We start from the raw sequence: 14,103 nt of genomic DNA, 5'->3' as shown, positions 1-14,103 counted from the left end.
AGCGGTCTACCGCTCGCAAAGAACGACCTGCGCGCCGTGATAGACCGTGCGGGCCGTCTCCCGGAACCCGAGCTTGGTGGCAACACGCAGAGATGCGATATTGCCGAGATCGATCAGGCAGGTGCGGCGGCCCTTGGGATAGGTCTGTTCGCCCCACCTCAAGGCGGCCGACACCGCCTCGGTGGCATAGCCTCGGCCGTGAGCTGCCGGCGAGAGAGCCCATCCGGTCTCCATCGTGCCTTCGAGCGAGGGCTGGATGACCCGGTGCAGATCGTGAAAGCCAGCCTCGCCGATAAAGGCCCCGCTCTCCCGGTCTTGCAGAGCGAAGAAGCCGAAGCCGAAATAATGCCACATGCCGACCTGCCGCAGAAACCGCGTCCACGCCTGCTCCCGCGAGAACGGAACGCCGCCGATGAAGCGAACGACCTGCGGATCGGCAAAGAGGGCGGCATAGGCCGGGAAGTCGTCGCGGCGATAGGGGCGGAGGATGAGGCGGGGCGTCTCGAGGATGGGGACGGTTTGCATGATATCCCTCTTAAACGCGAATCGCGCCTGTCGCAAAGCTGCCCTGCGTTGCCCGAACTGGAAAAGGCTTGCCATTCCGGCCTTGTCGTGGTTTGACCCGTGCCTCTGCCGGCAAAGCGACCGGCAATTTCCACATTCCATTTTGCCTCTATTTCCAGACAGGTGAACCGATGGCCGAAAGCGGCAAGCCCCATATCCTCATCGTCGAGGCCCGCTTCTACGACGACATGGCAGATGCGCTGCTCGACGGCGCGACCTCCGCGCTGAAGGATGCCGGCGCCACCTATGACGTCGTGACCGTGCCTGGCGCACTCGAAATCCCCGGCGCAATCGCCATGGCGCTCGACGGCATCGACAACGGCGCCACCGAATATGACGGCTTCGTCGCGCTCGGCATGGTCATTCGCGGCGAGACCTATCACTTCGACATCGTCGCCAACGAGAGCTGCCGCGCCATCATGGACCTGACCGTGAGCGAAAGCCTTGCCATCGGCAACGGCATTCTGACCGTCGAGAACGACGAGCAGGCCTGGGTTCGCGCCCGTAAGTCCGAGGGCGACAAGGGCGGCTTTGCCGCGCGCGCGGCCCTGACCATGATTGCGTTGAAAGCCAAACTCGGAGGCGAACAGTGAGCACTCCGACCGAACAGACGCCGCCGCTCAAGCAGGCGAACCAGCGCGGCGCAGCCCGTCTTGCCGCCGTACAGGCGCTTTACCAGATGGATATCGGCGGCACCGGCGTGCTGGAAATCGTCGCGGAATACGAGACGCACCGCCTCGGCCAGGAGATCGACGGCGACACCTACCTGAAGGCGGATGCCTCGTGGTTCCGCTCGATCGTCTCCGGCGTGGTGCGCGACCAGCGCAAGCTCGACCCGTTGATTGGCGCGGCACTGCAGGACGACTGGGCGCTGTCGCGTCTCGACTCGACCGTTCGCGCCATCCTGCGTGCCGGCACGTTCGAATTGACCGAGCGCAAGGACGTGCCTGTAGCCGTCATCGTTACCGAATATGTCGAGATCGCCCGTGCCTTCTTCGAGGAAGACGAGCCGAAGCTCGTCAACGCGGTCCTCGATCGCATCGCACGGCAATTCAGGACGGACGTGCGGAAGTAGGCCTCCTGCTTCAGACAGGTTTCGAGGTTCCCGGTGTTCGGGTCTCAAATTCTGCCTATGGACCAGACCGGGTCGCCTTGCGGACGAAGCGCTGTTCGGTGACGTCCTCGCCCCATTGCCGCCCGGGCTGTTCGTCATCAAGCACAAAGCCGTTGGCCTCGTAGAGGTGGCGTGCCGCGTCCAGTCCGCGGAACGTCCAGAGGTGCGTTTCGCGAAAGCCCAGGCGGTCGCAGAAGGACAGGGCTTCGCTCAAAAGGCGGCGGCCGGTGCCGCTTCCGCGTTGCCTTTCATCGACGATGAACCATCGCAAATGGGCAAGGCTCTCGCCCAGATCCTCTCCGTCGATCGCCACGGTGCCGACGATTCTTCCGCTTTCCACAGCCGACCAGAGCCCGTTGACCGGCTCGTTCAGTCTCTGGACGAACGCAGCCAATCCTGCGGCGACCTGGGCCTCGAAGTAAGCGCCGAAGCCGACCCGACGATAGAAGGCCGCATGTATCTCGGTCGATCTGCCGATGATGCCGGATCGATACCCGCTCTGGATCGTGATGGCGGGGCGCTCGATGGCCCGGGCATCGGTCCTGCCGGCATGAAGGGCATCGGTATAGGTGCGAAGGCCGGTGAGCACCGTCAGGCGGTCTGCTATCTCCATCCGGGAGAGGGCGGCGGAAACCTGCAATGTGGCGAAAGCATGGATGGCGGCAACGGTATCCTGTCCCTTTGTCGTCAAGCTCAGGCATTTCGAGCGTCCGTCTCCATGGCTGCTTTCCTCCTTGACCTCTCCCGCATCGACAAGTTTGCGGACAAGACGGCTGACGCTTGATTTCTCCAGTCCAAGCAACGTGCAGAGCACGCCTGCCGTCATTGCCGGATGTGCCTCGATCTCGATCAGGGCGTGAACGCCGGACGGGGCCAGATCCGTGCCCGCAAGCGTCGGCTCGAGGAAACCGAGTTCCCGCACGAGACCACGGGATGCATCGCGGATGGACCGGATGGTCTCGTCAATGTCTGTCGATAGCATGATGATCCCCAAAGTAGTTGTATGGTGCAACTATTTATCAGGAGGTCGTCATTGTCAAATGTGGACTATGCCTCAAGCCGAAAGACAGAGTCGCGCGTCATCGGGAGATGTACAAGTCTTCCACGGCAGGTTCGAAATTCACTGCCACCATTGTACCCGCGATCCCCGCTTGACCTTGCCGATTCTCCGCCGCACTCTTTACCCAGGCCCGGCGGCGCGAGGAGGCGGTGCAGGGAGGGGACGGGACCGGCGAGCAATGTGCGACGCGGGTCCCCAAAGGAGGAAACATCCGAAATGATTGTTCTACTGGGCGTAATTCTTTGCGGGCTGGTTTCGGTGGCCTATGCCATCTGGGCCACACGCTCCGTGCTGGCGGCCGATCAGGGCAATGCCCGCATGCAGGAAATTGCAGGCTATATCCGTGAGGGGGCACAGGCCTATCTCGCACGCCAATATCTCACCATCGCCATCGTCGGCGCCATCGTCTTCGTCGCCGCCTGGATGCTGCTGTCGGGCACCGCCGCCATCGGCTTTCTGATCGGCGCGGTTCTCTCGGGTGCGGCCGGCTTCATCGGCATGCATGTCTCCGTTCGGGCGAACGTTCGCACGGCACAGGCGGCATCCGTCAGCCTTTCGGCCGGCCTCGACATCGCCTTCAAGTCCGGCGCCATTACCGGCATGCTGGTTGCAGGCCTCGCGCTGCTTGGCGTCTCGCTCTATTACCTCATCCTGACGGCCGGGCTCGGCCATGCACCCGGCGACCGCGAGGTGATCGATGCGCTCGTTTCGCTCGGCTTCGGAGCTTCGCTGATCTCTATCTTTGCGCGCCTCGGCGGCGGCATCTTCACCAAGGGCGCCGATGTCGGCGGCGATCTCGTCGGCAAGGTCGAGGCCGGCATTCCGGAGGACGACCCGCGCAACCCCGCCACCATTGCCGACAATGTCGGCGACAACGTCGGCGATTGCGCCGGCATGGCGGCAGACCTGTTCGAAACCTATGCCGTCTCGATCGTCGCGACCATGGTTCTCGCGGCGATCTTCTTTGCCGGCAGCGCGGAGCTGGCCTCCACCATGGTCTATCCGCTCGCCATCTGCGGCACCTGCATCATTACGTCGATCATCGGCGCGTTCTTCGTGAAGCTCGGCTCCAACGGCTCCATCATGGGCGCGCTCTATCGTGGCCTGATCGTGACGGGCCTCCTGTCCATCGTCGGCCTCGCTCTGGCAACCACGGTTACGGTCGGCTGGGGTGTCATCGGCACCGTGGAGGGCAAGGCGATTACCGGCGCGAGCCTCTTCGTTTGCGGTATTCTCGGTCTCGTCGTCACCGCGCTGATCGTCGTCATCACCGAATACTATACCGGCACCAACAAACGCCCGGTCAATTCCATCGCGCAGGCCTCCGTCAGCGGCCATGGGACGAACGTCATCCAGGGGCTGGCCGTTTCGCTCGAATCGACGGCACTACCCGCCATCGTCATCGTGGGTGGCATCATCACGACCTACCAGCTCGCCGGCCTGTTCGGCACGGGTATCGCCGTTACGGCCATGCTCGGTATTGCCGGCATGATCGTGGCGCTGGACGCCTTCGGTCCCGTGACCGACAATGCGGGTGGCATCGCCGAGATGGCGCATCTGCCGCCGGAAGTGCGCAAGTCCACCGACGCGCTGGATGCCGTCGGCAATACGACCAAGGCGGTCACCAAGGGCTACGCCATCGGATCGGCCGGTCTCGGCGCACTGGTGCTCTTCGCCGCCTATGCCAACGACCTCAAATACTTCGCTGCCAATGGTGACAAATATCCCTATTACGCCGATGTCGGCGTGATCTCCTTCGATCTCTCCAACCCCTATGTCGTCGCCGGGCTGATCTTCGGCGGCATGATCCCCTATCTCTTCGGCGGGATCGCCATGACGGCGGTCGGCCGGGCGGCGGGCTCGGTGGTCGAAGAGGTGCGCCGCCAGTTCCGTGAAAAGCCCGGCATCATGGCGGGAACGGACAAGCCCGATTACGGGCGGGCGGTGGATATGCTCACCAAGGCTGCCATCCGCGAGATGATCGTGCCATCGCTGCTGCCGGTTCTCGCGCCCATCGTCGTCTATTTCGGCGTGCTGGCTCTCTCGGGTTCGAAAGCCTCGGCGTTTGCGGCGCTCGGCGCGTCGCTGCTCGGCGTCATCGTCAACGGCCTTTTCGTGGCCATCTCCATGACCTCAGGCGGCGGCGCATGGGATAACGCCAAGAAAAGCTTCGAGGATGGTTTCGTCGACAAGGACGGGCAACGCCACCTGAAGGGTTCGGAAGCTCACAAAGCCTCCGTTACCGGCGATACGGTGGGCGATCCCTACAAGGACACGGCGGGCCCGGCCGTCAATCCGGCGATCAAGATCACCAACATCGTGGCGCTCCTGCTGCTCGCCGTTCTCGCCTGATTGGCGTAGAGGCGAAAAGAAACCCGCAATGCCTTGGGCATTGCGGGTTTTGGCTGTGATCCAGCGCGTTTAGCGGGCGTCGCTGCCGTCCGAGAGAACGGAGCGCGCCATTGTCTTGCCGATGCCATTGCCGGTGAGAAGCTGGCTGAGGAAGGTGAGTTCCTTGCCGCCCGTCGGCGTCGTGCGGGAGATCATGTCGAACACCTTGCCGTCCTGCTGCGTGTAGTGCGCGAGCTGGGATACGGTGCCGTCCTTGTCGAAGTAGACGGCCAGAATGCTCTGGTCGATCAGCTTCGGCTTCATGAAGGCAACCGGGCGGCGGCGCTTCTGCGAGATGTAGTAGAACACCTCGTTGTCGAAGGTCGCGGTGGTGGACGGCGTGCCGAGTGAGAGCAGCACCTGCTCGCGGCTGGAGCCGACAGGCACGAGTGCCAGCGTCTGCTGGTCCACCACATAGCCCTGATTATAGGTCTGCGACACGGTGAACAGGTCGCCCGAGCTCTGGCAACCGGCCAGAAGGCCTGCGCAGAGGGTGACGGCGAGGCCTGTCCGGTTCAGAATATGCATGTCGGACTTGAAAAAACGTCTCGTCAACGACATCTCCCTTGAAGATACGCCGGCAGATGCGCCATTGCTTTTCGTGCCTGCTTCGGTAAACCAGCTTCCGCGATCATGCAACAACACGATGCGCGTGCCCCCGGTCTTTCAGAGTGTTTGAAGCGGGGAAAGTTGGGCTTAATGATGTTTTTCGGGCTGTTCGGCAAAAAAAACGGCAATGCCGCCATCGTCGCCCGTCAGTATGACCTCCTGACGGCCGCTGCGCGTCAGCCTGTGCTCTATGAAAGCATGGATGTGCCCGATACCGTCATGGGGCGGTTCGAAATGGTCTCCGCCATCCTGATTCTCTACTTCCGCCGCACGCGGTCCTCCGCTCGCGCAGGCCAGGAGATCGCGCAGGAGATCGTGGACGCTTTTTTCGAGGATGTCGATCATTCGATCCGCGAGCTCGGTGTTGGCGATGTCAGCGTACCCAAGCGCATGAAGAAGCTGGCATCCATGTTCTACGGTAGGCTGGAAAGCTATTCCGCCGCGCTCGATCAGGGCGACCGGCCAGCGCTGGAGGCAGCACTCCGGCGCAATTTTCACCCGAAGGCCGTGGAGCAGGCTCCTTCGATGGCAGCACTTGCCGCCTATATGATGTCGGCGGAGGCTGCGCTGGCCGCGACCGACGAGGGGCGGGTCGAGACGGGAGCGCTTGCGATTCCCCGGCCAAAGGCCCAGCCGGTGCCAGAAATGACGATAGCAAGAGACGCGATGCAAAGGAATGACCTGTGAAGCCCGATGAAATTTCTGCCTATTCCCATCCGGTCAAGGTCAGCACGCTTTCCGCAAGCCTGACGAACCTTCATCTGGAAGCTGATGCGCGAGCGCTGGAAGCGCTGGCGCGCCAGTGGAACGTGACGGAGGTCCGCAGCCTCAAGGCGGAACTGCAGATCGCCCGCTGGAAGAAGGATGGCGTTCGGATCAAGGGGCGCGTGATGGCGGATCTGGTGCAGGAATGCGTGGTGACGCTGGAGCCGGTGGAAAATCATATCGACGAACCGGTCGAAGCGACCTTCGTGCCGGATGGCTCGAAGCTTGCCCGCGCGCTGACCATCGAGACCGCCGAGATGGTGGTGGATCCCGACGCTCCGGATGCGCCCGACATTTTCATTGGCGATACGATCGACATCGGTCAGACGGTTGCAGAGCATGCGGCCATGGCGATCGATCCCTATCCGAAAAAGCCCGGTGCTGCCTTTCCCGATCACATCGAGAGCACCGACAAGGACGACAAGCGTCCGAACCCGTTCGCAGTCTTGAAGGACTGGAAGAAAGACTGAAAGATACGTCGAACAGCGCCTGCCGGGAGGTGTTTCAGGCATGACTTATGGGAAAACAGGCATTTTGGCGGAAAACCGCCCGGGGGAACGGCGGGATCGGCTCGCATTCCCCTGCGTGAACGGTTAAGGACCACTTCGTGTCGCCATGAGCGATTGCCAGCGCGGTCAGTTGCGGGCAGGGCAGGCGGGCACGAAACGGACAGCAGGATAGGAAACACGTGGTCAGAATTTCCCTCGATCTGATGGGCGGCGATCATGGTCCGCAGGTCATCATCCCCGGCGCCGCCAAGGCGCTCGAGCGGCATCCCGACATCCGATTCGTGCTCTATGGTCTGGAGGCCGACTGCCTGCCGATTCTGGAGAAGTACCCGAAGGTCAAGGCGGCAAGCACATTCCACGCCTGCGAACTCGCCATCGCCATGGACGAAAAGCCGAGCCAGGCCTTGCGCCGCGGCCGCGGCAAGGCCTCCATGTGGCAGGCGATCGACGCGATCAACCGCGGTGAGGCCGATGTGGTCGTATCCGCGGGGAATACGGGCGCGCTGATGGCAATGTCCGTCTTCTGCCTGCGCACCATGGCCGGCATTCAGCGCCCGGCAATTGCCGCGATCTGGCCGACGGTCAAGGGCGAGAGCATCGTGCTCGATGTCGGCGCCACGATCGGTGCGGACGCCCAGCAGTTGATGGATTTCGCCCTGATGGGTGGCGCGATGGCGCGGGCGCTCTTCGAGATGGACCGTCCGACCATCGGCTTGCTGAATGTCGGCGTCGAGGAGATGAAGGGCCAGGAAGACGTCAAGGAGGCCGGCCGGCTGATCCGCGAGGCGAATCTCGACGGCATCGATTACTTCGGCTTCGTCGAAGGCGACGATATCGGCCGTGGCACGGTGGATGTCGTGGTCACCGAAGGCTTTTCCGGCAACATCGCGCTGAAGGCCGCCGAAGGCACGGCTCGCCAGATCGCGGAATATTTGCGCGCGGCCATGTCCCGTACTCTTTTGGCCAAGATCGGCTATATACTGGCAAAAGGCGCCTTCGACCGCCTGCGCGAGAAGATGGACCCGCGCAAGGTCAATGGAGGCGTGTTCCTCGGCCTCAACGGCGTGGTGATCAAAAGCCATGGCGGTGCGGATGCCGAGGGTTTTGCAGCGGCGATCGATGTCGGATACGACATGGTCCGCAATGGTTTGAAAGCCAAGATCGAGAGCGACTTGGATAAATACCGCGCGACCCGGGCCCCTGAAGGGACGCCGACGGGTGCCGGTGGTGAGGTTTGACAAAGACATGATCCGTTCTGTGGTGCGCGGTTTCGGAGCAGCGCTTCCGAAACAAGTGGTGACCAACCGTGACCTGGAGGCGAGGGTCGACACGACCGACGAGTGGATCGTGCAGCGAACCGGCATCCGGCAGCGCTACATCGCCGGCGAAGGCGAGACGACGGCGTCGCTCGGCGAGGCCGCCGCGCGCGCAGCGCTCGACCGCGCCGGCCTGACGCCGGCCGATATAGACGTGATCATTCTCGCGACCTCGACCCCCGACAACACGTTTCCGGCCAGCGCCGTCAACATCCAGGCGCGTCTCGGCATGCATCACGGCGCTGCTTTCGATATACAGGCCGTGTGCTCCGGCTTCGTCTATGCCATGACGACGGCTGACGCCTATATCCGAGGCGGGCTGGCACGCCGCGTTCTCGTGATCGGCGCGGAGACCTTTTCCCGGATCATCGACTGGAACGACCGCACCACCTGCGTGCTCTTCGGCGACGGTGCCGGCGCGGTGGTGCTGGAAGCCGGCGAGGGCGATGGCACGATCGCGGATCGCGGAATCCTCACCGCTCATCTGCGATCCGACGGCGCTCACCGCGAAAAGCTTTATGTCGATGGCGGTCCGTCAACCACCGGGACGGTCGGCCACCTGCGCATGGAGGGCCGTGAAGTCTTCAAGCACGCCGTGGGCATGATCACCGACGTGATCGAGCAGGCCTTCGACGCGACGGGGACCACGGCCGACGACATCGACTGGCTCGTGCCCCACCAGGCCAATCGCCGCATCATCGACGGCTCTGCAAAGAAGCTCGGCATCCCCCCGGAGAAGGTCGTCATCACCGTCGACCTGCATGGCAACACATCGGCCGCCTCCATTCCGCTCGCGCTGAACGAAGCGGCCTCCGACGGGCGCATCAAGAAGGGCGATCTCGTTCTCCTCGAAGCCATGGGCGGCGGTTTCACCTGGGGCTCCGTCCTTATTCGCTGGTAGGGGAAGGCGGCGGCGCTGCTAGATGAAAAGCCAAGGGGAATGAAGGCCTTGACCCACGTGGTCAACGGCAATAGTCTTCCACCGAGATCGATATTCCAGAACATCGGTGGGGGATCATGAGCGGTAAAACGGTAACGAGAGCAGACCTCGCAGAGGCTGTTTTTCGCAAGGTCGGCCTGTCGCGTACTGAATCCGCCGAGCTGGTAGAGACGGTCATCGACGAGATCTGCAACGCGATCGTTCGCGGGGAAAGCGTCAAGCTGTCGTCTTTCGCGACGTTTCAGGTACGCGACAAGAACGAGCGCATCGGCCGCAACCCGAAGACCGGCGAGGAAGTGCCGATCTCGCCACGCCGCGTGATGACGTTCAAAGCCTCGAACGTGCTGAAACAGCGTGTTCTCAAGGCGCATCTGGCCCGCAAGGCCAAGCAGAAGCCAGCCGCCCCAGCCCCTTGATAGCGTTGCGCGCAGGGCCTGATATCAGGCACCGAATAGACGCAGCTGCTTTTTCCGGTTGAAAACCCTCGCCTAAGCCGTTGAAAGACGGCGCGATTGTGCGATCATGGTCCGCAGAGCGGATCCCTGTGCCGAATCGGGACGCGGCCGCACCCTGCCACGGCTTTCCAAGCCCGTGGCGCACCTGGCGTGATTGAGGACGATATGGACAAGAGCCCGGATGCGTTTCGCACGATCAGCGAAGTCGCCGACGATCTCGATCTGCCGCAGCACGTGCTGCGGTTTTGGGAGACGCGTTTCATCCAGATAAAGCCGATGAAGCGGGGCGGGGGGCGGCGCTACTACCGGCCCGAGGATGTGGACCTTTTGAAAGGCATCCGCCACCTGCTCTACGATCACGGCTACACCATCAAGGGTGTGCAGAAGCTCCTGAAGATGAACGGCAACAAGTTCGTGGCGGCTATCGCCAGCGGCGACCTTGCAACCGTCGAGGCGCTGGCCGCAGCCAGCAGCGATGAATCAGCCTCGCAGCAGCAGCCGAAGGTTGGCATGCCCGACGAGGACCAGATCGTCGGCCGCGCCAAACTCCCCACCAGCCGCCGCTTCTTCTCCTTTGGCAACGGCAGTGACGACATGCCCGAAGTTTCCGTGGGCAAGACATCCGTCAACAAGGAGGATCGCGCTCTGCTGCAGGAAGCGCTCTACGACCTGCTGGAATGCAAACGGCTGCTCGATCAGGTGAGGTAGAGCCGTTCTTGGCTAGCAAGGTCGCTGTTCCGCTGAAGAGGCAGCGAGCCCTCCAAACGGGAGCTTTCCGGTGAACCGGATATCATGGTGAAGGCTTTGGTGCTTGAAAGCTTCTGCATAGCCTCGATCCTGACATCGACCGCGATTTGAGGAATGTTGCCGTCGCGGCGGCATCCCGGTCTCCTCGCCGTGGATCACCCGTTCTCCCTCTTGTCTTCTGTCTGAAACCTCGTCGGTTCCAATAGCGATCTGTCCAACGCGGACATGTACGCTTCCCGACGGTGCGCGCTCCCTGACGCCGATATGGCCAAGACTTGGGAACAGCTTGGCCCAAAAGCGGTTGGTCTTGCGTCAACGCCGGCCAGAGAGCCGGCCGTAAAGGGAGAAGACACGATGATGAAATCATATCTGACAGCAACCTTGCTGGCTTTGAGTCTTGCCGGAACGGCTGTTGCGCAGACCGGCTCCGGTGCGGGTTCCGGCACCGGAACCACCGGAACGGGCGCTGCGGGGACGGGTGCAGGCACCGGAGCAGGTGACGCAGGCGCAACCGGCGCCGGTGGACCGACGACCCTCGATACAGGTACGGCAACGGGGTCGGGCGCAGGAACCGGCACGAGCACCGGGTCAGGCGGAAGCACGACCACCGGGGCCGCAGGCGCAGGCACAACCGGATCGGGCGATGCCGGCGCGGCGAGTGGAAGCGGCCTTGGTAGCGGAGGCCAGCCCAGCACGGGCACATCCAATACCGGAACATCCGGCGCCGGCAGCGCCGGTACGGGTACATCGGGCACCAATCCATGCCCTCCGGGTGCAACATCCACGTCTGGCGCGACATGCACCACGCCTTAACAGGCTGCTGCAAAACTTCTCGTCAGCGGGGTGAGTTTGTGATTCACTTTCTGCATGGATTTGCAGGGGGTGGATTGATGCGCGGGCGATGGGATCACGGGGATGAGCTTTTCAGTTTCGTACGGCTTGAGGAACGTGTTCCGGCAGATCATCCGTTGCGGGCGATCCGGGCGCTGGCGGATGAGGTGCTGGCGTCGCTCAGCGGCCGGCTTGAGATGCTTTACGCGCGCGTCGGCCGACCTTCGATCCCGCCCGAAATGCTGCTTCGGGCCACGCTGTTGCAGGCTTTCTTCTCGATCCGCTCCGAGTGCATGCTGATGGAGCAGATCAACTATAATCTCCTGTTTCGCTGGTTCGTCGGCCTGTCGATGGATTGAGATGTCTGGCATCCAACCGGCTTCACGCACAATCGCGATCGTCTGCTTGAGGCGGACGTGGCACGGGATTTCCTGTCCGCACTGATGTCGCTGCCCAAGGTCAAGCGGTTGATGTCGAGCGAGCATTTCTCGGTGGATGGCACGCTGATCGACGCCTGGGCCAGCATGAAGAGCTTTCGTCCCAAGGACGGTTCGGGCGATCCGCCGCAGCCCGGACGCAATGGCGCGCGAGACTTTCACGACGAGAAACGCTCAAACGACACGCATGCCTCGACAACCGATCCCGATGCGCGGCTCTATCGCAAGGCCAATGGTCGGGACAGCCGGCTGTGCTACATGGGCCACGCGCTGATGGAGAACCGCAACGGGCTTGTCGTCGATGCCGAACTGACACTGGCAACCGGGCTGGCCGAGCGCGAGGCGACGCTCGCCATGCTCGACCGGCGAAGCGCAAAGAGCCGGCGCATCACGCTTGGCGCCGACAAGGCCTATGATGTCGAAGATTTTGTCAGGCGCTTACGTGAGCGCAAGGTCACACCGCATATCGCCATCAACGGCAGTGTTTCCAAGACGGGCAAGGTCCGCAAAACCGCCATCGACAAACGTACGACACATCATCCCGGCTACGGCATCAGCCTGCGCTGCCGCAAGCGCATCGAGGAGGTGTTCGGCTGGATCAAGACGCAGGCCGGCTTCGCAAAGGTCAAAGTCCGGGGCAGACCGAAAGTCGCCGCTGTCTACGGATTCGCAATCGTAGCCTATAACCTCGTCAGACTGCCAAGACTGATCGCCGGAGCCGCCACATACGCTGCAACCTAGCCACCAAAGACCCCGAGCCGCCACTGGCAACCAAAGGCAGAACCGCATCAAAGAGAATAACCTGCCGAACAAGCCACCAAAACAATCAATGCAGCCGTTTTGCAGCAGCCTGTTAAATCGCAGTGCAAACGTCCAGATCCGTTGAGACGCGGCAGACCCCTAATGTATGCGTGGCGTTCTCAGAAAGCCGACGCGCGGCTTCCGGGCATGCATCAAGAGCCTTGAACGTCAAGACTAAGCCCTTGAGACGACATGTCGTCTACTCAAGGGCTTTTTTATTTGAAGCCTTCCATTTCTCTTCATTTGTGAAGGCCGATAACAATCTCCTCCCAAAAAGATCGGATACGCCGCATAACGAAGATCAACCCGTTATGGGGCGCACCCTTGTCTAGGTCACAGCGCAAAACTCGCGTCTTTTGCTACGGGATTTGCAGTCTCTGAGGGACAAGAGCCGCCGTGTAGGCAAGAATGCGAGCAGCCGTGAAGTTGCCAGTATGTCAAGAACCGAAGCTGTGTGCTGTAGCGCCTGCCGGCACCTTAAGGCGCAACGCGGTCTTGCCCACAGAACCACATCCGGCGTCGTCCATGCGCTATTTCTCCAGTATTCATGACTGGCCAATCGTAGACGTGAATGTTCGCGTTGCAGCGATTGTCGCTAACACGAGACAGAATCATTCCGCCCTCTCGGATCTCCCGCTCAATCCGATCTGCTGACGGTCTGGTGCCTACACCGCTGACTGCCTGGTCATATCCTGTTTCCGTTCTTTGAAACTCGAAATCAGGATCGTCGCTGTCACAAACTTCCGTCTCGAGAGCAAGAAAACGAGACATGCTGAGGCAGTCATTCAGAGACGTCTTCCAGTCCTGAAGATGATACAGCACGCCGAAATGGATAATGAGATCATAGCTGTCAGCCAATCCCACTCCTTTGAGGCCGTCCTCCATATTGCCGACGATCGTTCTGTTTGACGGCAGCATTGGCATGCGCTTGCGCAGAACGTCGATGTGTTCAGCTCTTCCCTCAAGGAAGGTCACATCGGCGCCCAATGTCCATAGGCTCGCTCCGATATCCCCGTAGCCACAAGCCAACTCGAGAACGCGTCGCCCCCGAAACCAATCTGCGCCATAGTTCTCAACCAGCGCCCGAACGCGTTTCAGTCGCCATTCAACGTAGTGCCCATCAAACATGTTTTGCCCCTGCGTGGGCAGCCTGGATGAATGCAACGACTACAATCAGCCTTCTTTGCTGCCATTGGATCTGCGGCTAACGCCTGCATTGGTTGGTGTAGTTGGCGAAACTTGCGCGGTGCGTTCGTGATACGCTTAAACGGATCAGCTACAGCCTGGCCTTCAGAAGTGCTTCTGCGTTAAATATACGGGCCAACGAGAACTCCAGCGGCGTAACCACCGATGATCATCTGCACGATTGCGACTGGTAGTTCCGTCAGAGTGCTCAGCATATTCATACGTGACTATTTTGCCCTCGGCTGACGCTGAGCGAACGATTCATGCTTCTGGTTCGAAAGGATGGCTTCGATCAAAACCGGGGCAAGCGAGATTGAACTTTGCTCACGCATCTTCTGGCCGAACGCACAGCGAACATCGCTGCCCTTGGAACGGCAGA

At 61.5% G+C, this 14,103-nt stretch carries 14 protein-coding genes and 1 pseudogene; 11 read left to right on the top strand and 4 right to left on the bottom strand.

All coding sequences use genetic code 11. The features are described 5' to 3' along the window. Positions 1-6: 6 nt before the first annotated feature. Positions 7-525, bottom strand: coding sequence for a GNAT family N-acetyltransferase (locus tag BSG19_RS11700; RefSeq protein WP_092987969.1), 519 nt, complete (start codon positions 523-525; stop codon positions 7-9). Positions 526-695: 170 nt separating this feature from the next. Here BSG19_RS11700 and ribH point away from each other — a divergent pair, with 170 nt between their 5' ends. Both ribH and nusB read left to right on the top strand, forming a co-directional pair. Continuing rightward, positions 696-1,157 (top strand): 6,7-dimethyl-8-ribityllumazine synthase, encoded by a 462-nt coding sequence (gene ribH / locus BSG19_RS11695; protein WP_092988472.1) that lies wholly within the window; start codon positions 696-698, stop codon positions 1,155-1,157. Then, positions 1,154-1,639, top strand: a complete 486-nt coding sequence (nusB, locus tag BSG19_RS11690) for a transcription antitermination factor NusB (RefSeq protein ID WP_062596697.1) — start codon at positions 1,154-1,156, stop codon at positions 1,637-1,639. The genes ribH and nusB overlap by 4 nt, the downstream gene beginning before the upstream one ends. Before the next feature lie 55 nt (positions 1,640-1,694). Here the strand turns inward: nusB and BSG19_RS11685 are convergent, their stop codons facing one another. Further along, on the bottom strand, positions 1,695-2,660 hold the full coding sequence (locus BSG19_RS11685; RefSeq protein ID WP_092988471.1) for a bifunctional helix-turn-helix transcriptional regulator/GNAT family N-acetyltransferase: 966 nt from the start codon (positions 2,658-2,660) through the stop codon (positions 1,695-1,697). 294 nt (positions 2,661-2,954) lie between these two features. On the opposite strand from BSG19_RS11685, the gene BSG19_RS11680 reads away from it, so the two are divergent. Beyond that, the gene (locus BSG19_RS11680; protein ID WP_092987967.1) at positions 2,955-5,090 is read left to right on the top strand and encodes a sodium-translocating pyrophosphatase; all 2,136 of its coding nucleotides are present in this window, start codon (positions 2,955-2,957) and stop codon (positions 5,088-5,090) included. A 69-nt stretch (positions 5,091-5,159) separates the two neighbouring features. Here BSG19_RS11680 and BSG19_RS11675 read toward each other — a convergent pair whose 3' ends face one another. Further along, positions 5,160-5,684 carry an outer membrane protein assembly factor BamE gene (locus BSG19_RS11675; protein ID WP_092987965.1) on the bottom strand — a complete coding sequence of 175 codons (525 nt, stop codon included), beginning with the start codon at positions 5,682-5,684 and terminating at the stop codon, positions 5,160-5,162. 147 nt (positions 5,685-5,831) lie between these two features. On the opposite strand from BSG19_RS11675, the gene BSG19_RS11670 reads away from it, so the two are divergent. The 8 genes and pseudogenes from BSG19_RS11670 to BSG19_RS11640 all read left to right on the top strand — a co-directional run bounded on the left by BSG19_RS11670 (position 5,832) and on the right by BSG19_RS11640 (position 12,479). Next, positions 5,832-6,425, top strand: a complete 594-nt coding sequence (locus BSG19_RS11670) for a ubiquinol-cytochrome C chaperone family protein (RefSeq protein ID WP_092988470.1) — start codon at positions 5,832-5,834, stop codon at positions 6,423-6,425. Beyond that, positions 6,422-6,973, top strand: coding sequence for a YceD family protein (locus tag BSG19_RS11665; protein ID WP_092987963.1), 552 nt, complete (start codon positions 6,422-6,424; stop codon positions 6,971-6,973). The genes BSG19_RS11670 and BSG19_RS11665 overlap by 4 nt, the downstream gene beginning before the upstream one ends. Positions 6,974-7,191: 218 nt before the next feature. Beyond that, entirely contained in the window at positions 7,192-8,250 is a 1,059-nt protein-coding gene (gene plsX / locus BSG19_RS11660; RefSeq protein ID WP_092987961.1) for a phosphate acyltransferase PlsX, read from the top strand. A gap of 7 nt (positions 8,251-8,257) precedes the next feature. Beyond that, positions 8,258-9,229: a beta-ketoacyl-ACP synthase III gene (locus BSG19_RS11655; protein WP_092987959.1), complete on the top strand. Its 972-nt coding sequence runs from the start codon at positions 8,258-8,260 to the stop codon at positions 9,227-9,229. A 116-nt stretch (positions 9,230-9,345) separates the two neighbouring features. After that, positions 9,346-9,684 carry an integration host factor subunit alpha gene (locus tag BSG19_RS11650; protein WP_062468629.1) on the top strand — a complete coding sequence of 113 codons (339 nt, stop codon included), beginning with the start codon at positions 9,346-9,348 and terminating at the stop codon, positions 9,682-9,684. Positions 9,685-9,888: 204 nt separating this feature from the next. Further along, complete coding sequence (locus tag BSG19_RS11645; RefSeq protein WP_092987957.1) at positions 9,889-10,431, top strand: MerR family transcriptional regulator; 543 nt, start codon at positions 9,889-9,891, stop codon at positions 10,429-10,431. Positions 10,432-10,824: 393 nt separating this feature from the next. Next, complete coding sequence (locus tag BSG19_RS25710) at positions 10,825-11,283, top strand: hypothetical protein (RefSeq protein WP_139274759.1); 459 nt, start codon at positions 10,825-10,827, stop codon at positions 11,281-11,283. 77 nt (positions 11,284-11,360) lie between these two features. Further along, positions 11,361-12,479 (top strand): annotated as a pseudogene (locus tag BSG19_RS11640) (IS5 family transposase). Between the two features lie 537 nt (positions 12,480-13,016). On the opposite strand, the gene BSG19_RS11635 reads toward BSG19_RS11640, so the two are convergent. Next, complete coding sequence (locus tag BSG19_RS11635) at positions 13,017-13,667, bottom strand: class I SAM-dependent methyltransferase (protein WP_092987955.1); 651 nt, start codon at positions 13,665-13,667, stop codon at positions 13,017-13,019. Positions 13,668-14,103: the final 436 nt, after the last annotated feature.

Source organism: Rhizobium sp. NFR03, assembly GCF_900111275.1.
GTDB lineage: Bacteria > Pseudomonadota > Alphaproteobacteria > Rhizobiales > Rhizobiaceae > Ferranicluibacter.
The sequence above is the reverse complement of the archived record's forward strand: the minus strand, read 5'-3'. Positions and strand labels throughout refer to the sequence as shown.

What these genes read in the sequence shown, in the direction of transcription:
- BSG19_RS11700 (WP_092987969.1), bottom strand. Translation starts at nt 525, where the DNA reads ATGCAAACCGTCCCCATCCTCGAGACGCCCCGCCTCATCCTCCGCCCC.
- ribH (WP_092988472.1), top strand. Translation starts at nt 696, where the DNA reads ATGGCCGAAAGCGGCAAGCCCCATATCCTCATCGTCGAGGCCCGCTTC.
- BSG19_RS11685 (WP_092988471.1), bottom strand. Translation starts at nt 2,660, where the DNA reads ATGCTATCGACAGACATTGACGAGACCATCCGGTCCATCCGCGATGCA.
- BSG19_RS11680 (WP_092987967.1), top strand. Translation starts at nt 2,955, where the DNA reads ATGATTGTTCTACTGGGCGTAATTCTTTGCGGGCTGGTTTCGGTGGCC.
- BSG19_RS11670 (WP_092988470.1), top strand. Translation starts at nt 5,832, where the DNA reads ATGTTTTTCGGGCTGTTCGGCAAAAAAAACGGCAATGCCGCCATCGTC.
- BSG19_RS11655 (WP_092987959.1), top strand. Translation starts at nt 8,258, where the DNA reads ATGATCCGTTCTGTGGTGCGCGGTTTCGGAGCAGCGCTTCCGAAACAA.
- BSG19_RS11650 (WP_062468629.1), top strand. Translation starts at nt 9,346, where the DNA reads ATGAGCGGTAAAACGGTAACGAGAGCAGACCTCGCAGAGGCTGTTTTT.
- BSG19_RS11645 (WP_092987957.1), top strand. Translation starts at nt 9,889, where the DNA reads ATGGACAAGAGCCCGGATGCGTTTCGCACGATCAGCGAAGTCGCCGAC.
- BSG19_RS25710 (WP_139274759.1), top strand. Translation starts at nt 10,825, where the DNA reads ATGATGAAATCATATCTGACAGCAACCTTGCTGGCTTTGAGTCTTGCC.
- BSG19_RS11635 (WP_092987955.1), bottom strand. Translation starts at nt 13,667, where the DNA reads ATGTTTGATGGGCACTACGTTGAATGGCGACTGAAACGCGTTCGGGCG.